The organism is Pseudomonas sp. Larv2_ips (assembly GCF_963879675.1).
Classification (GTDB): Bacteria; Pseudomonadota; Gammaproteobacteria; order Pseudomonadales; family Pseudomonadaceae; genus Aquipseudomonas.
Genome location: NZ_CAWOAW010000027.1, coordinates 863075 through 885140, shown reverse-complemented (window position 1 = coordinate 885140; position 22066 = coordinate 863075). Strand labels below are relative to the sequence as shown.

General features: G+C 60.5%; 26 protein-coding genes and 1 pseudogene. 10 read left to right on the top strand and 17 right to left on the bottom strand.

Going from position 1 to position 22066, the window contains the following annotated elements; translation table 11 throughout:
- Nucleotides 1-144 precede the first annotated feature (144 nt).
- Nucleotides 145-1242 (top strand): carboxynorspermidine decarboxylase, encoded by a 1098-nt coding sequence (locus AACV02_RS21010; RefSeq protein WP_119741744.1) that lies wholly within the window; start codon nt 145-147, stop codon nt 1240-1242.
- Nucleotides 1243-1270: 28 nt separating this feature from the next.
- Nucleotides 1271-2515 carry a saccharopine dehydrogenase family protein gene (locus tag AACV02_RS21005; RefSeq protein ID WP_106577791.1) on the top strand — a complete coding sequence of 415 codons (1245 nt, stop codon included), beginning with the start codon at nt 1271-1273 and terminating at the stop codon, nt 2513-2515.
- A 419-nt stretch (nt 2516-2934) separates the two neighbouring features.
- Here AACV02_RS21005 and AACV02_RS21000 read toward each other — a convergent pair whose 3' ends face one another.
- Nucleotides 2935-3654, bottom strand: a complete 720-nt coding sequence (locus AACV02_RS21000) for a M24 family metallopeptidase (RefSeq protein WP_256680535.1) — start codon at nt 3652-3654, stop codon at nt 2935-2937.
- A 90-nt stretch (nt 3655-3744) separates the two neighbouring features.
- Here AACV02_RS21000 and AACV02_RS20995 point away from each other — a divergent pair, with 90 nt between their 5' ends.
- From AACV02_RS20995 to AACV02_RS20990, 3 genes and pseudogenes are all read left to right on the top strand, one after another.
- Nucleotides 3745-4572 carry an SDR family oxidoreductase gene (locus tag AACV02_RS20995; RefSeq protein ID WP_119741740.1) on the top strand — a complete coding sequence of 276 codons (828 nt, stop codon included), beginning with the start codon at nt 3745-3747 and terminating at the stop codon, nt 4570-4572.
- Nucleotides 4573-4646: 74 nt separating this feature from the next.
- A pseudogene (locus AACV02_RS30995) lies at nt 4647-4820 on the top strand (DUF6124 family protein); the annotation flags it as partial.
- Nucleotides 4821-4890: 70 nt separating this feature from the next.
- Nucleotides 4891-5394 (top strand): signal peptidase II, encoded by a 504-nt coding sequence (locus tag AACV02_RS20990; protein ID WP_119741738.1) that lies wholly within the window; start codon nt 4891-4893, stop codon nt 5392-5394.
- 44 nt (nt 5395-5438) lie between these two features.
- Here AACV02_RS20990 and glsB read toward each other — a convergent pair whose 3' ends face one another.
- Nucleotides 5439-6347, bottom strand: a complete 909-nt coding sequence (gene glsB, locus AACV02_RS20985; RefSeq protein WP_119741736.1) for a glutaminase B — start codon at nt 6345-6347, stop codon at nt 5439-5441.
- A 226-nt stretch (nt 6348-6573) separates the two neighbouring features.
- On the opposite strand from glsB, the gene AACV02_RS20980 reads away from it, so the two are divergent.
- The gene (locus tag AACV02_RS20980) at nt 6574-6921 is read left to right on the top strand and encodes a hypothetical protein (RefSeq protein WP_119741734.1); all 348 of its coding nucleotides are present in this window, start codon (nt 6574-6576) and stop codon (nt 6919-6921) included.
- An 890-nt stretch (nt 6922-7811) separates the two neighbouring features.
- On the opposite strand, the gene AACV02_RS20975 is transcribed toward AACV02_RS20980, so the two are convergent.
- The gene (locus AACV02_RS20975) at nt 7812-8222 is read right to left on the bottom strand and encodes a hypothetical protein (protein WP_119741731.1); all 411 of its coding nucleotides are present in this window, start codon (nt 8220-8222) and stop codon (nt 7812-7814) included.
- 109 nt (nt 8223-8331) lie between these two features.
- Between AACV02_RS20975 and AACV02_RS20970 the strand changes: the two genes are divergently transcribed.
- A complete protein-coding gene (locus tag AACV02_RS20970; protein WP_119741729.1) occupies nt 8332-9180 on the top strand; it encodes an AraC family transcriptional regulator in 849 nt (282 codons plus the stop codon).
- Here the strand turns inward: AACV02_RS20970 and AACV02_RS20965 are convergent, their stop codons facing one another.
- Nucleotides 9181-9822, bottom strand: a complete 642-nt coding sequence (locus tag AACV02_RS20965; protein WP_119741726.1) for a ribonuclease T2 family protein — start codon at nt 9820-9822, stop codon at nt 9181-9183. It abuts the gene before it with no gap.
- Between the two features lie 44 nt (nt 9823-9866).
- Entirely contained in the window at nt 9867-10847 is a 981-nt protein-coding gene (locus AACV02_RS20960; protein WP_119741724.1) for a Gfo/Idh/MocA family protein, read from the bottom strand.
- Between the two features lie 127 nt (nt 10848-10974).
- Here AACV02_RS20960 and AACV02_RS20955 point away from each other — a divergent pair, with 127 nt between their 5' ends.
- The gene (locus AACV02_RS20955; RefSeq protein ID WP_119741722.1) at nt 10975-11337 is read left to right on the top strand and encodes an NUDIX hydrolase; all 363 of its coding nucleotides are present in this window, start codon (nt 10975-10977) and stop codon (nt 11335-11337) included.
- Between the two features lie 469 nt (nt 11338-11806).
- Here the strand turns inward: AACV02_RS20955 and AACV02_RS20950 are convergent, their stop codons facing one another.
- From AACV02_RS20950 to AACV02_RS20930, 5 genes are read right to left on the bottom strand one after another with little or no spacing between them, the layout of a single operon-like run.
- Nucleotides 11807-12385, bottom strand: coding sequence for a hypothetical protein (locus tag AACV02_RS20950; RefSeq protein ID WP_119741720.1), 579 nt, complete (start codon nt 12383-12385; stop codon nt 11807-11809).
- A gap of 37 nt (nt 12386-12422) precedes the next feature.
- Nucleotides 12423-12917 (bottom strand): periplasmic heavy metal sensor, encoded by a 495-nt coding sequence (locus tag AACV02_RS20945; protein ID WP_106577782.1) that lies wholly within the window; start codon nt 12915-12917, stop codon nt 12423-12425.
- Nucleotides 12914-13345, bottom strand: coding sequence for a hypothetical protein (locus AACV02_RS20940; protein ID WP_119741718.1), 432 nt, complete (start codon nt 13343-13345; stop codon nt 12914-12916). Before AACV02_RS20940 ends, AACV02_RS20945 begins: the two co-directional genes overlap by 4 nt.
- On the bottom strand, nt 13342-13920 hold the full coding sequence (locus tag AACV02_RS20935) for an RNA polymerase sigma factor (RefSeq protein WP_119741716.1): 579 nt from the start codon (nt 13918-13920) through the stop codon (nt 13342-13344). The genes AACV02_RS20940 and AACV02_RS20935 overlap by 4 nt, the downstream gene beginning before the upstream one ends.
- Nucleotides 13921-13957: 37 nt before the next feature.
- The gene (locus tag AACV02_RS20930) at nt 13958-14269 is read right to left on the bottom strand and encodes a YXWGXW repeat-containing protein (protein ID WP_106577779.1); all 312 of its coding nucleotides are present in this window, start codon (nt 14267-14269) and stop codon (nt 13958-13960) included.
- Between the two features lie 225 nt (nt 14270-14494).
- Between AACV02_RS20930 and AACV02_RS20925 the strand changes: the two genes are divergently transcribed.
- The gene (locus AACV02_RS20925) at nt 14495-14635 is read left to right on the top strand and encodes a hypothetical protein (protein ID WP_169366508.1); all 141 of its coding nucleotides are present in this window, start codon (nt 14495-14497) and stop codon (nt 14633-14635) included.
- On the opposite strand, the gene AACV02_RS20920 is transcribed toward AACV02_RS20925, so the two are convergent.
- Entirely contained in the window at nt 14632-14880 is a 249-nt protein-coding gene (locus tag AACV02_RS20920) for a DUF1652 domain-containing protein (RefSeq protein ID WP_119741714.1), read from the bottom strand. The two genes, AACV02_RS20925 and AACV02_RS20920, sit on opposite strands and share 4 nt — an antisense overlap.
- A gap of 246 nt (nt 14881-15126) precedes the next feature.
- Between AACV02_RS20920 and AACV02_RS20915 the strand changes: the two genes are divergently transcribed.
- On the top strand, nt 15127-16071 hold the full coding sequence (locus AACV02_RS20915) for a sensor domain-containing diguanylate cyclase (protein ID WP_119741712.1): 945 nt from the start codon (nt 15127-15129) through the stop codon (nt 16069-16071).
- Between the two features lie 265 nt (nt 16072-16336).
- Here AACV02_RS20915 and AACV02_RS20910 read toward each other — a convergent pair whose 3' ends face one another.
- The 6 genes from AACV02_RS20910 to AACV02_RS20885 form a co-directional block, all read right to left on the bottom strand.
- A complete protein-coding gene (locus AACV02_RS20910) occupies nt 16337-16597 on the bottom strand; it encodes a hypothetical protein (RefSeq protein ID WP_106577776.1) in 261 nt (86 codons plus the stop codon).
- A 4-nt stretch (nt 16598-16601) separates the two neighbouring features.
- Nucleotides 16602-17048 (bottom strand): GNAT family N-acetyltransferase, encoded by a 447-nt coding sequence (locus tag AACV02_RS20905; protein ID WP_106577775.1) that lies wholly within the window; start codon nt 17046-17048, stop codon nt 16602-16604.
- A gap of 128 nt (nt 17049-17176) precedes the next feature.
- The gene (locus AACV02_RS20900; protein WP_119741710.1) at nt 17177-18085 is read right to left on the bottom strand and encodes a helix-turn-helix transcriptional regulator; all 909 of its coding nucleotides are present in this window, start codon (nt 18083-18085) and stop codon (nt 17177-17179) included.
- 36 nt (nt 18086-18121) lie between these two features.
- A complete protein-coding gene (locus tag AACV02_RS20895; protein ID WP_119741708.1) occupies nt 18122-18817 on the bottom strand; it encodes a fumarylacetoacetate hydrolase family protein in 696 nt (231 codons plus the stop codon).
- Nucleotides 18818-18921: 104 nt separating this feature from the next.
- The gene (locus AACV02_RS20890) at nt 18922-19251 is read right to left on the bottom strand and encodes a hypothetical protein (protein WP_106577772.1); all 330 of its coding nucleotides are present in this window, start codon (nt 19249-19251) and stop codon (nt 18922-18924) included.
- A gap of 88 nt (nt 19252-19339) precedes the next feature.
- Complete coding sequence (locus AACV02_RS20885) at nt 19340-21832, bottom strand: TonB-dependent siderophore receptor (protein WP_119741706.1); 2493 nt, start codon at nt 21830-21832, stop codon at nt 19340-19342.
- Nucleotides 21833-22066: the final 234 nt, after the last annotated feature.

Here is a 22066-nt window from a genome sequence, read left to right as displayed (position 1 = left end):
GGTGTATAGCCACAGATAGTCATACTGCGCGGGTATGCTTGAAAAATCGGCGCAGCAAAATCCGCCCGCTAACCTTTCGATCTGATCCAAGTGCGGGCACAATGCGTGTCCTTTTTTGGCAGGCACCGCCGCAGGCTCTCAAAAATGATCAAAACGCCGTACTACCTCATCGATAAACAGAAACTTCTGGTGAACATGCAGAAGATTGCTTACGTGCGCGAGCAGTCCGGCGCCAAGGCCCTGCTGGCGCTCAAGTGCTTTGCCACCTGGTCGGTGTTCGACCTGATGCAGCAATACATGGACGGCACCACCTCGTCGTCGCTGTATGAGCTCAAGCTGGGTCGCCAGAAGTTCGAAGGCGAGGCGCACGCCTACAGCGTGGCCTGGGCCGACGATGAAATCGAGGAGATGCTGGATAACTGCGACAAGATCATCTTCAACTCCATCAGCCAGCTGCAGCGCTTTGCCGAGCGTTCCGAAGGCAAGACCCGCGGCCTGCGTGTGAACCCGCAGGTGAGCAGTTCCGACTACCTGCTGGCCGACCCGGCGCGCCCGTTCAGCCGTCTGGGCGAATGGGACCCGGTGAAGATCGAAGGCGTGATCGAGCAGATCTCCGGTTTCATGTTCCACAACAACTGCGAGAACGGCGATTTCAGCCTGTTCGACAAGATGCTGGGCACCATCGAAGGACGCTTCGGCGCGCTGCTGCACAAGGTCAAGTGGGTCAGCCTCGGCGGCGGCATCCACTTCACCGGCGAAGGCTATGCCATCGACGCGTTCTGCGCCCGTTTGAAGGCGTTCTCCGAGAAGTACGGCGTGCAGGTCTACCTGGAGCCGGGAGAAGCGGCGATCACCAACAGTGCTTCGCTGGAAGTCACCGTGCTCGACACGCTCTACAACGGCAAAAACCTCGCCGTGGTCGACAGCTCCATCGAAGCCCACCTGCTGGACCTGCTGATCTATCGCCTCAACGCCAAGCTGGCGCCAAGCAAGGGTGATCACACTTATATGGTGTGCGGCAAATCCTGCCTGGCCGGGGACATCTTCGGCGAATACCAATTTGATCGTCCGCTGGCCATCGGCGATCGGCTGTCGTTCATCGACACCGCGGGCTACACCATGGTCAAGAAAAACTGGTTCAACGGCCTGAAAATGCCGTCCATCGTAGTGAAACAACTCGACGGTACCGTCGAGGTGGTTCGTGAATTTGGTTACGACGACTACCTGTCCAGCCTTTCGTAAGCTGGCGGATAAAGGAGAGATAAAGCAATTGAAAAAGAACGTTCTTATCATTGGTGCAGGAGGTGTCGCCAAGGTGGTGGCCCACAAGTGCGCGCAGCACAACGACGAACTCGGTCGTATTGCTATCGCGTCGCGCAACATCTCCAAATGCCAGGCCATCATCGACAGCGTCAAGGCCAAGGGTAGCCTCAAGGTTCCCGCCGACATCCAAGCCTTCGCGCTGAACGCCCTGGACGTGGAAGCGACCAAGGCCCTGATCCGCGAGACCGACTCGCAGATCGTCATCAACGTAGGTTCCGCCTTCCTCAACATGTCGGTGCTGCGCGCCTGCATCGATACCGGCGTTGCTTACCTGGACACCGCCATCCACGAAGAGCCGGGCAAGGTCTGCGAGACCCCGCCGTGGTACGGCAACTACGAATGGAACCACCTGGAAGAGTGCAAACAGAAGAACATCACCGCCATCCTTGGCGTGGGCTTCGACCCGGGTGTCGTCAACGCGTACGCCGCGCTGGCGCAGCAACAGCATTTCGACCGCATTGATTCGATCGACATTCTCGACGTCAATGCCGGCAGCCATGGCAAATACTTTGCCACCAACTTCGACCCGGAAATCAACTTCCGCGAATTCACCGGGCAGGTGTGGAGCTGGCAGAACAGCCAGTGGACCAGCAACACCATGTTCGAAGTCAAACGCACCGACGACCTGCCGGTAGTCGGTTCGCAAAACCTGTACCTGACCGGCCACGATGAAGTGCACTCGCTGTCGAAAAACCTCGACGTGCCCAACGTGCGTTTCTGGATGAGCTTCGGCGAACACTACATCAACGTGTTCACCGTCCTGAAAAACCTCGGCCTGCTCTCCGAAAAACCGGTCACCACCGCCGAAGGCCTGGAAGTGGTGCCGTTGAAACTGGTCAAGGCCGTACTGCCCGACCCGTCTTCGCTCGCCCCTGGCTACACCGGCAAGACCTGCATCGGCGACCTGGTCAAAGGCACCAAAGATGGCCAGCCGCGTGAGATGTTCATCTACAACGTGGCCGATCACGAAGAAGCCTTTGCTGAAACGGACAGCCAGGGCATTTCCTACACCGCAGGCGTGCCACCAGTGGCCGCTGCGCTGCTGGTAGCACGTGGCGAGTGGGACGTGAAGCACATGGCCAACGTCGAGGAGCTGCCGGCCGAGCCGTTCCTCAAAGCGCTGGACGTGATGGGCTTGCCGACTCGGATCAAAGACGAGAACGGTGACCGTGCGTGGGATGCGACTGCCTGAATAGGCGGTAGTTGACCGAACAAAAAAATGCGCCCTCAGGGGCGCATTTTTTGTTCGGGCACATGGAGACACGTCAGCACACTGACGCTCTAAATGTGGGAGCAGGCTTGCCTGCGATAGCGGTCTTGCAGTGGCGGATGTGTTGGCTGACCCACCGCCATCGCAGGCAAGCCAGCTCCCACATTTTTGGATCTGCGCCGCGCCTGTTATCCCTGAGGACTCGGCGCCCGCAAGCACCACCATCACCAGACGATCATTCGAATTCACTGAAGACCAAATGGTGGGAGCTGACTTGCCTGCGATGGCGGTGGTCAACCAACACACCCATCACTGAAACACCCCAATCGCAGGCAAGCCAGCTCCCACAGGGCATCTGACACCTCCAGGTGTTTTCGCACCGCTTCACGACCGCGTTCAGCTCATAGCTCGCAGGCTTCACCCTCGTCGTTGAAGAAATAGATATTCTCGTGCTTGTAACCCCAGCGGCCTCCCCGCTCACGGATGTGCGGTTCGAAGGTAAAACACGCCACTTCGTCGAGACGCCGAAGGTTGCCCGCTTCAATATAAAGCCGCTGAGCACGCTGTTCGCAGAGGCTGTGGCCAACGTTGGCGGCGAAATCCAGGTTCTCGAAACCGGCCGTCTCGATCAGATCATTGGCAAATTCATACAGCGCATTGAAGGTGGTTTCAGGCCGCACAAAGCGTCGCATGCTGTCGTGCAATGCGCGTTCGGCCCCATGGCCCCGGCTGAATTCGACCCCTGTCGGCATCGCCCGGCAAATACCGTCTTCCATGTAAAACGACCGCGCGCAATCGCCCCACTGGCTGCCTGACCTTGGGCTTAGATCCACGGTGATCAGGTTGTGGCTTCCCACCCGTTCCTCAGCAGGCAGATAGTCGCGACCCGACACGGACAGCAGGCTGCGCGAACCTAGCAATACAAAGGCCGGGCAGTCGTAGTACCAGGTGTCCGGGTAGCCGGCGTCGGTGAGTAACTGCGTGGCAATTCGGGCGATGCTCGCTTCTGTCGACTCGGGCTTGATGCACGCCACAAGTTGCTGCAACACCGACTTGGCGGCGGTTTGAACGGCAAGGTTAGGCAACATCGGCACGCTCCGGCGACTCGTCGCGTCGGTCATGTTTTCGAGGTTGTGATAGTAGCAGCCGGCATGAGGGCGTACGGTGGTTCGTAGTGTCCGCCCACTCGGCGGCTCAAGGAGTCACCCCCCATGCAGACAACCTGGCTGATCACTGGCAGCTCATCGGGCATCGGCAAAGCCCTTATAGAACAACTGCTTGAACGCGGCGATCGAGTGGTGGCGACGCTGCGCAAACCCGAAGTTTTGGACGAACTGAAGGCGCGCTATCCCGAGCAACTGTGGCTCGCGCAGCTGGACGTGACCGACACGCCCGCCATCCGCCGCGTGATCAAACAGGCCTTTACCGAGCTGGGGCGCATTGATGTGGTGGTCAGCAGCGCAGGCTATGCGCTGTTTGGCGCGGCGGAGGAAGTCAGCGACGAACAGATCGACCAGCAGCTGCAAACCAACCTGGTGGGTTCGATCCAGGTGATTCGCGCGTGCCTGCCCTTCCTGCGTGAACAAGGCGGCGGCCGGGTGTTGCAGGTGTCGTCCGAAGGCGGACAATTGGCTTATCCGAATTTCAGCCTGTACCACACGAGCAAGTGGGCGATTGAAGGTTTCGTTGAGTCAGTGGCCCAGGAGGTGGCGCCATTCGGCATCGAATTCACATTGGTGGAACCCGGCCCCACGCGCACCAACTTTGGTGCGGCCCTGGTGAGCCCGCCGCCGATGGCGGTGTATGACCAGACGCCCGCCGGGGATGTGCGCAGGGCGGTGGCCAGTGGTGGGTTTGCACTCACCGGCGACCCGGTGAAGATGGCCAAGGCGATGCTGGAGGTGGCCGCTGTGAGTCCAGCGCCAAAACGGCTGTTGTTGGGCACCGGTGCGTATGAGCGTGTGCACGGGGTGTTGACCGAGCGGTTGGCGGCGTTGGAGCAGCAGCAAGAGGTGGCGCACAGTACCGAGATCGACTGATCGGGCGCGTCGATAAACGGTGCACTGGGTTTGCGGCTCATCGACTGTTCACTGCGCGCAGATCCAGACACTGAACCCTGCTGGTCAACGCCTGCGAGGATTTGGCACCCGTCGGTGGAATTGCATCCCGCCTGGCCTTTGAAATCGACGGCTCCCAACGCGATGTCGCGCTAGGCATCTGCCGAAAGCTCGAAGGTGTCCAGTTGTTGTTGGACAAAGCCCTGAACGTGGCCCACTCGACGGCTTGAGATAGACGAGGTAGAGCGCCTGAGCTATCTTCGGGCGCTCTATCGAAAGCCCAAAACAGGAAGTTACCGCTTGAGCACGTCGCCCCTACTGCGAGGCCGCACCTTCGCCCTCCTCGCCGGCCTGGCCTTTATTGCCGTGGACCAACTGGTCAAACTGCTGGCCCTGGTTTCACTGCACGCCAACAGCTTCAAAATCGGCTCTAACCCGATCAACCTGGCGCTGGAACTGAGCCTCAACCCCGGCGCCTTCCTCAGCCTGGGCGCCGCGTTGCCGCCGCAGGTCAAACAACTGATCTTTATCGTCGGCGTGGCCATCGTGGTTGCCTGGGCGATGGTGTGGTCGCTGTCCAACTGGAGCCAGCCATTGCGTAAAGTCTTGCCGCTTTACGCGATTGCCCTGGGTGGTATCGCCAACTTGATCGACCGTGTTTTTCGCGACGGGCAGGTGGTGGATTACATGGTGCTGAACGTGGGGCCGACGCATACCGGCGTGTTCAACATTGCCGATATCGCGATTACGGCCGGGGCGTTGTTCTTGATGCTCGATTTGTTCGTTAAGCCGCGCAACGCCTAACCAGCAAAGGGATTTCAGGGCATCAACCCTGAATCCCCAGGCCATCAAAACACCGACCACCCAATCCGCTCGCTCAACAATTCCAACGCCTTCATCCCGGCCAGCGAATTGCCCGCCGCATTCAACTCCGGCGACCACACGCACACGGTGAACTGGCCCGGCACCACCGCGACAATCCCGCCACCTACCCCGCTCTTGCCCGGTAAACCCACGCGATAGGCAAAATTGCCCGCCTCGTCATACAGCCCGCTGGTGGCCATGATCGAGTTGACTTGCTTGGTCTGGCGCGCTGTCAAAATCTGCTCGCCGCTGTGGGCACTCACGCCTTCGTTGGCGAGGAAACTGAAGGCCCTGGCCAGGTCCAGGCAGCTCATTTGCAACGCGCAGTAGTTGAAGTAACTGTGCAGCACTGCGTCCACGTCGTTGTGGAAGTTGCCGAAGGCTTTCATCAGGTAGGCCATGGCCGCGTTGCGTGCACCGTGTTGGGCTTCGGAGTCGGCGACGACGCTGTTGACCAGGATCTGCGGGTTGCCCGACAGGCGCCGCACGAAGTCGCGCATCGACAGGATCGGCACGGCAAAGCGCGACTGGTTGATGTCGCAGATCACCAGCGCGCCGGCGTTGATGAACGGGTTGCGTGGGCGGCCGCGTTCGAATTCCAGCTGCACCATGGAATTGAACGGTTGCCCCGACGGTTCGTGGCCCAAGCGTTCCCAGATGGTTTCGCCGCCGTGATCGATGGCCTGCACCAGGCTGAACACCTTGGAAATGCTCTGCACCGAGAACAGCGTGTCGGCATCACCGGCGCAGTAGGCCGAGCCGTCGTTGCCGTACACGGCGATACCGAGTTGATTGGCGGGCACATCGGCCAGTGCGGGGATGTAATCGGCGACTTTGCCCTGGCCGATCAGTGGACGAACTTCGTCGAGGATCGACTCGAGCAGCGCCTGCATGTCTTGTCCGGTCATTGTTTCTTTGAATCAGTGATAAACGGGGCGCGCAGGATACCTGAAACGCGCCGCTCAGGTGGCGCACTAGGGAACGTGAAGTCCAGCAGGGCAATACAGCGTTTTCATAGGGTGTGCATGGGTCAACTTCCAGGTAGGGATCGCTCGTCAATCAAAGGAGTCCAATAGCCCGTACACTGCGCCGCTGCGCTTACTCCACGAGGACTTTTGCATGAAATTGATGATTGGCTTGGCCGCCCTGTTGCTGGTATCGGCCTGCTCGACCCACTCGCCCACCGCTGCGCCGGCGCAGGATTCCGCCGCATCCACCTGCCTGGCGGGCGGTGGCACGATGAGGCAGGTCGGCAAGTTGCAGAGCTGGAAGTGCATCACGCCGTACAGGGACGCGGGCAAGGCGTGCACCGATTCGAGCCAGTGCGAGGGTGAGTGTCAGACCAGTGTGACCACGCAATCGGGCAACGGCCCTGTAGCGGGTACGTGCCAGGTGGATAACAGCCACTTCGGCTGCTCGGCGACGGTGGAGAAAGGCAAGCTGGGCCGGGCGATTTGTGTGGATTGATGGGCGCCGCCAAAACAGTCCAGGAGCGGGCTTGCTCGCGAAGGCGCAGTGTCAGTCACTGGGTGTGTCGCTGACCCGCCGCATTCGCGAGCAAGCCCGCTCCCACAGTTTTCACCGCGTACACCTCGAAAGTGCGCGACGTTGGAGACTGGCTCATCCAGCACAGTAGGCCGAACGGTGTGCGTGAACCAAAGGGCGCCACCGAATAATGTGGGAGCGGGCTTGCTCGCGAAGGCGCAGTGTCAGTCACCGGGTGTGTCGCTGACCCGCCGCATTCGCGAGCAAGCCCGCTCCCACAGTTTTAACTGCGTACACCTAGAAAGTGCGCGACGTTGAAGACTGGCTCATTCATCACCGTCGTGCCGAGTGGTTTGCGTGGGCTCCTGAACGCCACCTAACCCCTGTGGGAGCTGGCTTGCCTGCGATGAGGGCGTGTCAGCTGACATCAATGCTGCTGACCCACCGCTATCGCAGGCAAGCCAGCTCCCACAGTTTTGACTGCGTACACCTAGAAAGTGCGCGACGTTGGAAGCGGGTTCATCTATCACCGTAGGCCGAACGGTGTGCCTGAACCAAAGGGCGCCACCGAATAATGTGGGAGCGGGCTTGCCTGCGATGAGGGCGTGTCAGCTGACATCAATGTTGCTGACCCACCGCTATCGCAGCCAAGCCAGCTCCCACAGCTTTGACTGCGTACACCTAGAAAGTGCGCGACGTTGGAAACCGGCTCATCCAGCACAGTAGGCCGAACGGTGTGCCTGAACCAAAGGGCGCCACCGAATAATGTGGGAGCGGGCTTGCTCGCGAAGGCGCAGTGTCAGTCACTGAAGGTGTAGCTGACCCACCGCCTTCGCGAGCAAGCCGCCCCCACCGTTTTCAATGAGCACACGTCAAAAGTGCGCCACGTCGGATATCTGCTCATCCAGCACATCCCGCGCCAGCGCCCATGCCTGGTCCTTGGACTCTACGACCAGCAGTGGGTAGCCCCAGGCTTTGCCGAACATCGCGGCAAATGGCTTGAGGGCCAGGCGTTGGGCGGCACTGGGTTCTACCTGGATCATGCCTTTGACGAAGGTGCGCAGCGCCTGTTTGTTTTTCTTCATCCAGATCGAGGCTTGCCTGCGCTCCTCGTGAGAGTGCTCGTGGGCGTTTTCGTCCACGGATTTTTCGTGCAGCAGCAAGAAGGCCTGCTCTCTGGCCAACAACCCTTCAAAGACCACAAAGGCATCTTCCGGGCCGCCTTCGTTGGGCGCGTCGAAGATGATTTTCACCACGGGGAACGTTGTACTGTCGAGTCGCATGGCACAGCTCCTGAATGAGAGTAGATCTCACTATAGTGACCACGCCACTGGACGGCATTGCACAGAATAGCCAGACTGTTTCGCAATTCAGCCAAGCTGCGAATCGAATATGAAGCACCACCGCCTCGATCTGCATCATCCCTCGATGTCCAAGGATGCCGACGTGTTCCCGCGTGCGGTGGTGGCCGTGAGTGCCAGCAGCACCAGCGAACGCTGGGAGCACACGCCGCACTCACATCGCAAAGGCCAACTGATGTACACCCTGCGCGGGGTGATTCACTGTCAGATCGAGGCCGGTATCTGGATCGTGCCGCCCCAGTGCGCGCTGTGGATTCCCGGTGGCCTGCCGCACGCCGCGAGGGGTTCAGGTGAGGCCGAGGTGTATTGCCTGTTGATCGATCCCGACGTCAGCGGCGCCCTGCCCGCGCAATGCTGCACCCTGGCTGTGTCGGGCCTGTTGCATGAGTTGATCGGCAAGGCGGTGAGTTTCCCGCAGCTGTATGACGAAGACGGCGCCCAGGGACGTTTGATCAACACGCTGCTCGATGAACTGGCCCAGGCACCGGTCGAAGCCCTGCATTTGCCCATGCCCCAGGACCCGAGGCTGCGACGCCTGGCGGAGAGTTTGCTGGCCGACCCCAGCGACAAGGCCACCCTCAGCCAATGGGCCGTGCGCATCGGCATGAGCGAGCGCAGCATGACGCGCTTGCTGTTGGAGGAGCTGGGCCTGAGCTTCGGTCGCTGGCGCAGGCAGTTGCATGTGATCCTGTCTCTGCAACGCCTGGCCAAGGGTGAAAGCGTGCAGCGCGTGGCGCTGGACCTGGGCTATGAAAACGCCAGCGGTTTTATCACCATGTTCCGCAAAGCCGTGGGCCAGCCACCGGCGCGTTACCTGGCGGACCGCGCCGGGGCGTCGAGTACCACGCCTGCAGCCATTTCGATGCACTCGGGCGCCTGATCAGCGCTGCACCGGGACCCGAATATCGCCGCTGCGGCACTGAGTCTTGACGCTTGCGGGGCAACCGGCAAAGCGCAATTCCTTGGTCAGGCACACGCGCACTTCGGACAGCACCTTGCCCTTGCAGATCACAGCCATGCCATGGTCGCCCATGGCCGGGTTGCTCTGGCGAAACAGGTGTTCGATGTCGCGCGCTTCCAGGTAGTTGGGCACATTGAACGGCTGCAACTGCGGCGGAATCTGCACTGTCGCCAGCGCCGCATCCGTCGCGTCCAGATAGCGCGACGCATCCAGACCGCTGCACGTGCCGTGCCTGGACCATTCATGTTTAAGCAGCGTGCGCGTGGGGAATATCAAAGCGCCCTTGGCCAGTTCCTGCGCCGACAACCGCGATTGCGGGTCACACGATGCAGGCCACCCGCCTTTGGCGTATTGCGGCCATAGCCCATGCAAGACAAACCCATAGCCCTTGCCGGAGCATTGTTGGTTGTCCGGGTGCGTGAGGCAAAACGTCGGCGACCACGACAGTGACAGCAGGTAAAAATCAAAATCTCCCGCGGGCCTCTGCTCGCGTGGCGCCGCTTGCGCCACCATGCTGGCCAGCACCAGCCACAGCGCTATCCAGGCTGTCTTGTAGTTCATCCATCTGTTCCTTGAAAACATAGGCGCCGCGCACCGCAGGACGGTTACTCGGGGCGGTTGGGATTGCGCTGCAGTACCTTGTCCAGAACCCGATCGGTCTTCAACGCCTCGATCGCCAGCGAAGGATGCTCGACCTCGCCACGAATGTGGGCGTTCATCGCCAGCACATGGTGCCACTGGATATGCGCATGGCAAGGTACTTCGAGCACTTCGTCGACTTCGCCTTCAAGGCGCAATGGCTGGTCTTCGAACACGGCAAAGGTGATGCGGCCGCGGCTGCCGATCAGCTCTACGCGGTCTTCGCGGCGGTCCGCAACGAAGTTCCAGCAGCCCATGCCCAGCGCGCCGGAACCGAAGGTCCAGCAGGCCGTCACCGCATCTTCGGCGGCATATTCCCCGGCCTGTCGGGCGGTAAACCCGGTGACTTCGACGATATCGCCGGCCAGAAACTGAAACAAATCAAACCCGTGGCTGGCGAGGTCAGCAAAATAGCCGCCACCGGCAACAGCCGGGTCGGTACGCCAATTGGCGGCACTGGCGTCCGCGGCGGCCGGTGGTTTGCTCAAGGTCCAGATCACTTGGCGCAATTCACCGATGCGCCCGTCTCGCAGCCAGTCACGCACCTGCTCAAAGCGCGGCAGCGAGCGGCGGTAGTAGGAAACAAACAAGTGCAACCCGGCGCGTTCGAAGGTGCGCTGCATCAACGCGCTTTGCTCAGCGTTGAGGGCCATGGGTTTCTCGACACAGCAATGTTTGCCGGCGGCCGCCACCATCAGGCTGTATTCAAGGTGGCTGTCAGGCGGTGTAGCGATGTACACGGCGTCCACTTCAGGGTCGTCGATCAGTGCCTGAGCGTCGGTATAGAAGCGCGCAATGCCGTGGCGTGCCGCATAATCGCGCACCGCCTCCTCGCGACGCCCCATCACGGCCACCAGTGCCGAACCTGGCGCTTTGTAGAAAGCGGGTCCACTCTTCAATTCAGTGACACTGCCACAACCGATCATGCCCCAACGTACGGTAGTCATCTGTTCTCCTCGTCCGTTTTCATCAATCGGTCAGTATCCACATCCCCACCCGTGCGCGCCATAAGCACTTAGCATGACAATTGCATTACACTTTTATGACATACATCCCGCTGCGGGGGCACACACGATGAAAATAAGGGCCACGGTCATTTGCGAACACGAGGGGCATATCCTCTTCGTGCGCAAGGCCAGATCGAAATGGGCATTGCCCGGCGGCAAGGTCGAGCGCGACGAGCGCCCGGTCGGCGCGGCCGAACGAGAGTTGGAAGAAGAAACCGGATTGAACGTGGACGGCTTGCTGTACTTGCAGGAATTGAAGGCCCGCGACACCGTGCACCACGTGTTCGAAGCCTCGGTGGTGAATATTGCCGAGGCACGACCTTGCAACGAGATCGTCGATTGCCGCTGGCACGCCTATGCCGCCCTGGACGAACTGGACACCACCGACGCCACCCGCCACATCGTCAAATCCTTCCTGCGCCGCTTGTAATTCCGCGCTCTGCACGCTCACCACGCCATTCGCTTTCTGCCGTTCGACAAAGGATTTGACGAACGCGGCAGCGGCCGTATGCGCCACCGAAACCGCGCGAGAGTCGCCGAATAGGGCATCTTCGAAAGATGGGCCGGTTAGCCTAAGAGCTTGCGCGGTGAAAAATGTGGGAGCGGGCTTGCTCGCGAAGGCGGCATGTCAGTCAATGAATTCGTACCCGACCCACCGGCTTCGCGGGCAAGCCCGCTCCCACATTGGGTTTCCCTACTGTCAGGTAGCTTGCAACCCGCCGCCGCACAGCGAAGAAGCGCTTTTGTTGTAACCCATCAGGGCGTGGTGCCTTGCTTTTGATCGAGACTCGGCCCCAGAAAGGTGACCGACACTCGGGTTGTTGTGCCCGCACTGGCGCCTTCGCGGCCTCGCCAAAGCTCGACGGCTCCCCCACTGGATCTGCACAGGAACGTGAACGCTAAACCACCACTTCCCGCTCCAACACCAAGGTAATCCCGGTCTGCCCGTACGCCTTGGACACCCCATTCATGGCCTTGAAGTCGGCAAAATCCTCACCATCATTCGGGTCCATGTACCCACCGCCCGGCCGCTCCATCACATAGTGCAGGCCAATCAAAAACGTCGTCACCACGATCAACGCACGCCGGTTCGCCGCCAACGTCGGAGGTTTGCCATGAATCACCGGAAACCCGGCCTTGATGCATTGCTCCTCGCACTGCGGGTAGAGCACCGACAGCGCCGTGGCCAGAAACCCATCCATGTAGATCGTCACATTCAACCCCAGCGAACGCGCCGCCAATGCCACGTTATGCGGGTAAGAGTAACCCGCCTTGGTCGGGTCGAAAGGCTTGACCACTCCGCCCGTAATGGCGCCGGAGGTGATCTTGTACAGCTCGACTTCACACATGTTGGTGCGCAGGGCGTCAGTCGCCGTCAGGCCTGCGGGCAAGGTGCCGCCCAGTTCCACGGCGGCGCACAGCAAGGAGGCCGCCCCACAGGAAAATCCAAAGGCTTGTTTCTTTTTAGCAGCCGGCATATGCAACTCTCGAGGGTGATCGTGAGTGCATAACAGCTCAAGAGCGCGGTTTATTCCCCGCGACCTGGGGAAGTTTCTCGCGGCTTTTGGCCTGCCCGCGCTGGTACAACGCCTCCACCAGTTTCTGCCGTTCATCCTGGGGCAGATTGCTCGCGAACTGCGCCAGTGTCGTGTCCACCAAGGCCCGCAGCGCGGCGTCGGCCTCGCGCGCCTTGGCCAGCTCCGTCACCAGCACTTCGCGATCAAGGGTCGGCGCTTCCAGCTGTTTGATCACGCCCAGCCGCGCTTCGCGACCGGCCATGATCAGCGGTTGGCTGTCGGCACGGTTCTGGCGCAGTAACTGGCGCAATTCCTTGCGTCGCTCTGGCGGCAATTTGATCATCGCCTGGCGCAAACCGTGCTGGTTGACCACCGCTTCGGCAGGCCGGGGCGTGGCCATCCAGTGGTAGAGGCCGCCACCCACGCCGCCGATCAAAAACACGTTGAGCAGCACCGAGACAAGCAACCACGGTTTAAGGGATTTTGGGGTCATTGCTCGGTTTCCTCGGCGTTGACGGTGAAGACGACGTCGGCATCGCCCTGATCGAAGACGCTGGGCAGCACGTCGGATGACAGCATCGGCAACGGCACGCTCAGCGACGCCACCAGCACCCCGGCGGCGATGCCGGCAATGCCCGCGCCCACCAGGCCTGCGGGCGACAGCCAGTGGGCGTAACGCGACCAGAACGACGCCCGTCGCGGTGCAGACTCACGGATCTGGCGCGCCAGCGCCGGGTCGGCGAATGCCAACTGATGGCTGTCCAACTGCCCATCCAGCCAGCTGGCCTCAAGCAATGCCTCGCGGGCGTGGACATTGCCGCTGTCGAGCAGCGCTTGGGCGGGCGCCTGCTCAGCCAGAGGCCAGCGGTGCAGGCTGGCCCCGTAGGCGTCAGCCAGGTGCGCAAATCGTTCAGGTGTCATGGTTTTCCCCTTCCTGGGCGGGCGAGCCCGGGTGTGTCGGCAAGTTGACTGCGCAACTGGCGTCGGGCCCGCGACAGCAGGCTCTCCAGTGCCTCGACGCTGATGTTCATCAGGGCCGCGGCGTCGATATTCGACAGCTCCTGGTAGTACTGCAACACGATGGCTTCGCGCTGCCGCTCGGGCAAGGTCGCCAACGCGGCGGCCATCCTTGCACTGCGGTCGGCCGTTTCCAACTGTTCATCAAGGGCCGGCGCGCTGTCCGCCAGTTCCAGCACCTCGTCTTCGTTCAACGGGCGCTCCTTGCGCCGACGCAACCGGTCGTGGCACAGGTTGAGTGCCACGCGGTGCAGCCAGGTGTCGAAACGCGCTTCGCCAGGCCGCCAGTTGGCCGCCTGGCGCCAGATGCGCAGGAAACTTTCCTGGGCCACGTCCTTGGCCTCGTCGGCATCCCCGAGGATCCGACTGGCGAGCGCGAGCAAACGCGGAAGCTTGCGCGTCACCATTTCGTTGACGGCAGCAGGCTCGTTGTTGCTGATACGCGCCAGTAGCTCAACGTCCGGATCAGTGTCTTTCAATCGGGCAGTTCTCAATGCACTGGCTAAGGTTCAGGGTTCAGCGGATCCAGTGGCCTTCGCGCCAGTACCAGTTCGGACCACGGGATTCCCAGTGCCCGGGTTCCCAACGGGCATTGCGCACCACTTCCTGCCAGTGGCCCGGCACCCAGGCATACGCGCCGTGCATCCATTGCCAGTGGCCACGGTCCCAGACAAAGCCAGGGCGTTCGGCGGGAATCACTTCAACACGCTCCGCCGGTGGCGCCTGGCGGATGATCACTTCGGTTTGGGCAAAGGTCGGGGTGCTGACAAGCGCGGCAAACGCCAGCGGAACCAGCAAGGCGTAGCGCAATTTGGCCAGTGGATTCATGGCAACTCCTTCATACGGCGGACGAAAATGTTCGCTGCTGATGGGTTGAACGGCGGGGTAGGAAAAATCCGTCGCGATAACGACGAAATTTTTCTCGACGCTGGTTAAGGCGAGTATTACTCAGGGGATGGCGGCGCTTGATGAAATGTTTGAAAGCGTGGCGACGGATTTGCGCAAGTGGCGGCGTTCAAGGTGTAACGCAATGCACACCATGAGGAAATAACCATGTCTCGTCGCCTGACTCTGCTTGTCGCCGCCCTGCTGATCGCCAGCCTCAGCGGCTGTGTCATCCTGCCGGAACACCGGCATTGCTGCTGGCGCTACTACGGCGCTGTGTCCACGCCCGGCAGCACCGTGAATAGCTAACCGACTGCCGCAAAGCCACGGCGCCCGGCCTTGATCTCGGTGCGCAGTTCGCCAATCAGGTTTGCGATGGAACGGACGCTGTCCAGACCTAGGGGCGACACCCGGGTCAGCAACAGGTCGACACGCCCGGACGCCGGTTCAAATACGCTGATGCGCAGCGAGCCGTCGCTGTTGAGGCTGCATTCACACACAAGCGGCAGGAAGCCTGAGGCCATGATGCGGTTGAGTTCGATGATCGACATCATGACAAGCCCCCGTCCTTGGGTTCTACCCTGTAGGTGTGTTGCATCCAGCATAGATAAGCTTTTGCCGAGCACTGAACAATTAATTCAAAAGTGATACCTGAGCCGCATTTTGCCTTGTGGACGCTGGCGCCCTGGCGCCAAAAACCCAGCACGCGACCTCTCGTCCGCTGCCTGGGCAAGCGCTTGACTCTACACGGCGTTCACAAGACGCTCTTGGCTCTTTGCCATCATCCAGAGCAGCCCGCCATGAGCATCGATCCCCCAAGACTGCCCGACAGTGATGTATACAAAACGCTGCTGGAGTCCACCAAGGCCATTCCCTGGCGCATCGATTGGCAGACCATGACGTTCAGTTACATCGGTCCGCAGATCGAAGCGTTGCTGGGCTGGACCCCGCAAAGCTGGGTCAGCGTGGACGACTGGGTCGAGCGCATGCACCCGGACGACCGTGAGTACGTGGTGAACTTTTGCGTATCGCAATCGCGCGCCGGCGTTGACCACGAGGCCGATTACCGCGCGCTGACGGTAAACGGAGACTACGTGTGGATCCGCGATGTGGTGCATGTGGTGCGCAAGGGCGATGAAGTCGAAGCGTTGATCGGCTTCATGTTCGATATCAGCGAGCGCAAGAAGACCGAAGAACACTTGATTCGCCTGCAAAAACAACTGGAGGAATATTCCTTCCAGGACGGCCTCACCGGCATTGCCAACCGCCGCATGTTCGACACCGTGCTGGAGCGCGAATGGGCAAGCGCCCAGCGCAGCCAGTTGCCGCTGTCGTTGATCATCCTCGATATCGACTTTTTCAAGCAGTACAACGACCACTACGGCCACATCAAAGGCGACGAAGCCTTGCGCCAGGTAGCGCGCACCTTGTCGCTGGCGGCTAACCGGCCACGGGATTTCATTGCGCGGATCGGCGGCGAGGAGTTTGTGTGGCTGCTGCCGGAGACTGACGCGGCGTCGGCCAGGCAAGTGGCACGACGCTGCCTGCACCTGATCTGCCAACAACAGATCGAACATGGCTTTTCAGCGGTTTCCAAACTGCTGACCCTGAGCCTGGGCGTTGGCACGCATCTGGTGACGCCCAACAGCAACCTGCTCGAGTTTGTCGAGTCAGTCGATAAGTTGCTGTACAAGGCCAAACATAACGGGCGTATGCGGGCAGAGTTTGCCGACGGTGAACTTTGACGCCACAGTCAAATTCCGGGCAAAAAAAATCCCAAGTAGCTGATGGAAACTTGGGATTTAAAAGTGCATAAACCGTGGGAGGTGAACGCCCGGCTATAGTACCGATTGTAAAAACCTGTAACAAGATGATTTTAATCCTTTCGTCGGATTGAAAACGCCGTAAGTCATTCAATAACCACACATTTTTTAAGGAGGACGGGATTCTAAATGCCACTTTTTGGTGCAAGTTACGCCTCTATCTCCTTATATTAAAAAGGGTTATGAATCATAGAGGTGCAGCACTGTTGGATGATTGCCCGTTTAATTGCCGGCATGTATCGCGAAGTTCCAGGCTGTTGGACGACGCCGCACTGGCGACACGCTCTACCTGCCTGCAAAGTGCCAACCGCTCGGCCGCCTCGACGCGCGCCCGGTCGACCTGAGCATTGAGCCACATGAAATAACCACCCAGTAATACCGCGACGCACAGAACCCCGATCGCAAAGTAGCGAAAGCCATAGGACGCTGGGGGTTCCGTTGGGTTCATGACACTAAGGCACCCTGCTCTTCTCGTACCGGACGTCGTCGCCCTCGACCCGAGCGACCATCGACCAGCCCAACCGTTGGTAAAACCCGTTGGCACGGATTTCATCGCGGCCATCGGTGATCAAAAACAACCGTTCATGCTGTTCAAACAGTGCCGCTTCAGCCACCGCCATCAAGCGGCGGCCCAAGCCCAGGCCTTCGTAGCCAGGCTGTACAAACATCGCAAACACCTCGCCTGCGGCCCGGTCGACCATGGAAAAGGCGACAGGCCGGCCCTCAACCTCGGCGATCCACACACAGGGCGCTTCACGAATGCTGTCTGCCAGCACCTGCGGGGTAATCCCCAGCGCGGTCATCTGTTCGCGGCTCAAATGGTTTTGCACCACCGAGGTGCGAATAGCGAAGAGCGTGTCGATATCGTCCGGCGTCGCCACGCGTATCAGCATTTGCATACGGGCCTCCTGTTGAAGGGCGCAATTGTATGCACATAGAAACATAAGCATTGTCGTGGATTTGTAAAAAGCCAGCCTGCAGGTGTATGAGAGCGCTGTCGAGCGCCACCGACATGCACGCGCTTTATCTACACCGCATTCGCCTGCTGCTGGCGGCGATACTGCCCCGGCGCCATGCCATGCGCCTTGCGAAAGCAGCGCGAAAAGTACGCCTCATCGGTAAACCCGCAGCGCTGGGCGATCACGCCGATCATTTGCGCGCTGTTGAGCAACAAGGTGCGCGCCAACTGCATGCGGCGATCCAGTACCAGTTGCGAAAAGGGTTTGCCGGTTTCCTTGCGCAACAAATGCGTGAGGTAGTTGGGCGAGAGGAAGGCAGCGGCCGCAGCGTCAGTCAGGTTGAGGGTTGGCTCGTGCAGATGCTCGCGAATGTAGCCCTGCACCCGCGCCAGGGCGTCCTTGCACCCGCGCCGGGTCGCGTTATTGGCGGCAAATGCCTGCAGCGGTTCGGCGTACTGCTCGCAGACCAGACCGATCAGTTGGAAGAGATAGCCTTTCAACCGCTCACGGGCGCCGAAGGTGCGCTGGGCGTCCAGGGTGCGCATGTGCGCCAGCCAGGATTTCACGTCGTCGAAGGCCGCATCGTCGAGGATGAAATCCAATTGCTCCTGAAAGCGAAACGGCGACAACTCCGGGGCTTGGCCGATGGGAATGTCCTCCAGGTCCAGCGGGTCGCAGGTCAGCTGCGGCAGAAAAAACGCCTGGCTGAAGTTGATCAGCATGAACTCGCCGTCTTCGGGGTGGGGAATCACATGCAGGCGATGGGGCAGGATAAACGCCAGCGCCTTGTGCGGAAACGGCCGCACCGCGCCGCCGATATGCTGCACGGTGTCGCCGCCCAGGTTGATCTGGATCTGGAAATATTCATGCCGATGCGGGCTGGTCAACGCCGCCCGCCCGCGCTTGTCGCGGATATAAAAGTCGGGACGGTCGCTGCGTTGTTCCATGCCATAAGTGGTGACGCGGGTGCCTGGCATAACGAAATCTCGGGTGGCCTGGGCACCACTGTAGCCTCAACCCTGGCTGAGGGTGAAGCTCAGCTCGCCAACGCCGTCGATGCCGGCAGTAACCACATCGCCCGGCTGCAGCGCGCCAACGCCGGCAGGGGTGCCGGTAAAGATCAGGTCACCGGCCTTGAGTGCGACGGATTGCGAGGCATAGCTGATCACTTCACTGACCGACCAGATCAAGTCGGCCAGGTCGCCTACCTGGCGCTGTTCGCCATTGACCTTCAGCCAGATTTTGCCGGTAGACGGGTGCCCCACCGCACTCACGGGCTGCAACGCGGTGCTGGGCGCCGACTCATCAAAGGCCTTGGCCCATTCCCACGGGCGTGAGAGCTTTTTCGCCTGGGCCTGGAGGTCGCGGCGGGTCAGATCGATGCCGACGCCGTAACCCCAGATGTGGGAAAACGCATCCTCGGGAGTGATATTTACCCCGCCCTTTGCGATGGCCACCACCAGCTCCACTTCATGGTGAAGATCAGCGGTCAGCGGCGGATAGGCAATGACGCCCTCGGCCGGCACCACCGCATCGGCCGGCTTCATGAAGAAGAACGGCGGCTCGCGATCCGGATCATGCCCCATCTCGCGGGCATGTTCGCTGTAGTTGCGGCCCACGCAGAACACGCGGCGCAGCGGAAAACGTGCCGCGCTGCCATGGATGGCCAGGGATGGGATGGGTTCAGGAGTAATTACATAATCAGTCATGGCCTGCGCCTCTTGGTTTGCCTGGCGCCAGTATGACGAGACGTGCCAGGGCAAAGTTGGACAGGCTGACGCAGATTTTGCACTGGCCGGTGCAGGTTAACGGGTTATTTACGCGCCACCTTATAGCGCAGGCAATCCTGATAAAAGCTCTGACGAATCGCCTCAGGCTTGAGCCGGGAACGGCTGTCGTAGGTCTGCTCGGTGATGCCCATGGCCATCATGCGCATCCATGACTTGCTGAACGTGATGGTCTGGATTTTTTGCCGTGCGGCATACAGCGACACGCCCGACAGTTTGAGTTCCTGGGCCCTGGCCGCGGTGCCTGCGCCCCAACTGCACATGTACTTGTCACCCTCGCGCAGCTCCCGTGCCTGCACGGCAGCTGCGCCGCCCGCCAATGAGCAGGCGATTAGCATGATTCCAACAGTGCGCATTTGCTTCCTCACCTAACCACCTGAAAATAAAAGTGATTCTGGCGAGAATTTTGTTACAAAGGGGCCATTAAATTGCCTTATCTGCCGTTCACCATTGATAGGTCGCACTCGCCTGCACCGTACGCTGCGAGCCATACCAGCACCACGAATAGGAATAACAGGACGCCACGTATTCCTTGTTCGCCAGGTTAGTTGCGTTCAGCGCCAGGCGCAGGTTGTCCATGGGGTTGGCGATATTCGGGATGTCGTAGTGCACCGCCGCATCAACCAAGGTGTAGCCCGGCACTTTCAGGGTGTTGGCGGTATCGCCCCAGGACGAGCCGACATAGCGCGCCCCCGCGCCGACGCCGAAGCCCTTGAGCTGGCCGTCGTGGAAGGTGTAGTCGGCCCACGCCGAGGCGGTGTGGCGCGGTACACCGTAGGTGGTGGTGCCCTCAACCGGAATCGCCGGACCTATGCCTTTATCAGTGAGCGGCGCGTACTGCACGGTGCTGTTGGACTTGCTCGCGCGGTTGTCCAGGTAGGCGTAGGCCGCAGTGATGTCGAGGTTATCGTTGAGGCTGGCCTTGCCTTCCAGTTCAAAGCCACGTGACTGCTGCTCGCCGTCCTGGACGCTGCAACGGCCGTTGCCACACAGATGGCTCGGGTCCGGGTCCAGGGTCGGCACGTTGCTCTGGCGCAGGTCGAAAATCGCTGCGGTGATAAAGCTGTTGCTGCCCGGTGGCTGGTACTTGATGCCGATTTCATACTGTTTGCCTTCGGTCGGCTTGAACACCGACCCGCCATAACCGGTGCCCGATTGCGGGTTGAAGGACTCCGCATAGCTGGCATACGGCGCCAGGCCGTTGTCGAACAGATAGACCACGCCGACACGGCCGGTAAACGCCTTGCTGTCTAGGGACGATTTGCTCTTGGCGCCGGAGCTGATGGTTTTGGTGGTGCTGTCGGTGCTGGCCCAGTCATAACGACCACCGAGCAATAGCACCCATTTGTCCCACTTCATTTGCTCTTGCAGGTACGCCCCGGTTTGCTCGCTGCGAGAGGTTGCGTCGGTGGCGAATGCCGGCATGACCACAGGCGCGCCGTAGACCGGGTCGAAGATGTCGAGGTTCGGCCCCTTGCCGTAACCGGCCTTGGTGTCGGTGCGGGTGTTCTGGTAGTCGAGGCCCATCAGCAATGTGTGCTGCAACGGCCCCGTGTCGAATTTGGCCTGCACCTGATTGTCGAGGGTGTAGGCGTCCATGTCGACATCGGTGGCGATGGTCGAGCGGTTGGACGTGCGGTAATCGGCCTGCAGGTTGCTGTTGTAAATGCTGCGGTAGATGCCTTCGGCGCGCAGGTAACGCGCGTTCTGGCGCACAGTCCAGACATCGTTGAAGTGATGCTCGAAGGCGTACCCGACGGAGTAATACTCGCGGTCGCTCTTCTCGAAGTTCTTTTCGCCGTCGTAGAAATCCACGTCGATCTTGCGCCCGGTGGGGCTGCGCAACACCGAACCCCAAGCGGGCACAGAGCCGTAGGACGCGCCTTTGGGGTCCTTCTGGAAATGCCCGAGCAAGGTCAGCGAAGTGTCCTCGTCCGGGCGCCAAGTCAAGGCGCTGGACAGCGACTGGCGACGGGTTTCGGTGTGTTCGACCTGGCCATCGGCGTCGTCGAACAACCCCGCTACGCGGTAGGAATACACCCCCTGGTCGTCCAGCGGGCCGCTGAGGTCGAAGGTGGTGCGCTTCTTGTTGAAGGTGCCGTACTCGACGCCGACTTCATGAAACGGCGTGTCCAACGGACGCTTGGTGACCATGTTGATCACCCCGCTCGGCGTGCCCTGCCCGTACAGAACCGACGCCGGGCCGCGCAGCACTTCGACGCGCTCCAGGTCAAAGGCGTCTTTTTGCGGCAACGCGTCACGACTCGACGGCATGCGCAGGCCATCGAGGTAAGTGGCCGGGGCGAAACCGCGGATGGTCAACTGGTCGAGACGCGAGGCCGTGGCACCTCGGGTTTCCGGCACCACGGCGGCGCTGTAGCGCAGGATCTGGTTGAGGCTTTCGGCGTTCTGCGCGCGCATCTGGTCCTTGGTGACCACGGAGATCGACTGCGGGGTTTCGATCAGCGCGGTGTCGGTCTTGGTGCCCGACAGGCTGCGGGTGGCCACATAACCGGCGACTGGCCCGGTAGGGCGTTCGCTGTGGTAGGCGCCGCTGATGGTGGTGGCCTGCAACTCCATGGCGCCGCCGCTATCCGGAATGGCTTCCAAGCGGTAGCGGTCGGCAGAGATCTTCAGCGCCTGCAAGCCGCTGCCGGCGAGCAATTGGCTCAGCGCCACGTCGGTGTCGTACTGCCCACTCAAGCCATTGCTGTGCTTGCCGCGGGTCAAACTTGCATCGAATGCCAGTACCAGGCCGGCCTGTTCGGCCAGGCTATTGAGGGCCTGGCTGAGGTCGCCGGCCGGAATCGAGAAACCGCGCAACGCGCTGCTGCTTTCTTCTGCGAACGAGCACTGGACGCTCAGCAATGGCACGGCGGCAAAGGCAAACGCCACTGACAGGGCCAGTGGATGCAAGGGACGAGCAAGGCGCGACATGGGAAATCCTGCGTAATAGAGGTTCTATTAACCATGACGGCCATGTCGGAAAATCGGGCAATAATGAGAGTGGTTTTTATTTGCTGAGGTTTTACGCAATGAGCCAGGTCGCTTTTTTGTGTAGGCCTTCGGGGTAGTTCTTCGCGGTTTTTACCCGCTTAAAGTCATCCCTTTCTGATTTTTCCAGCCGTTCATCCAGGCGCTTTTTCCTGCGGCATGCTCCGACGCCTTGCC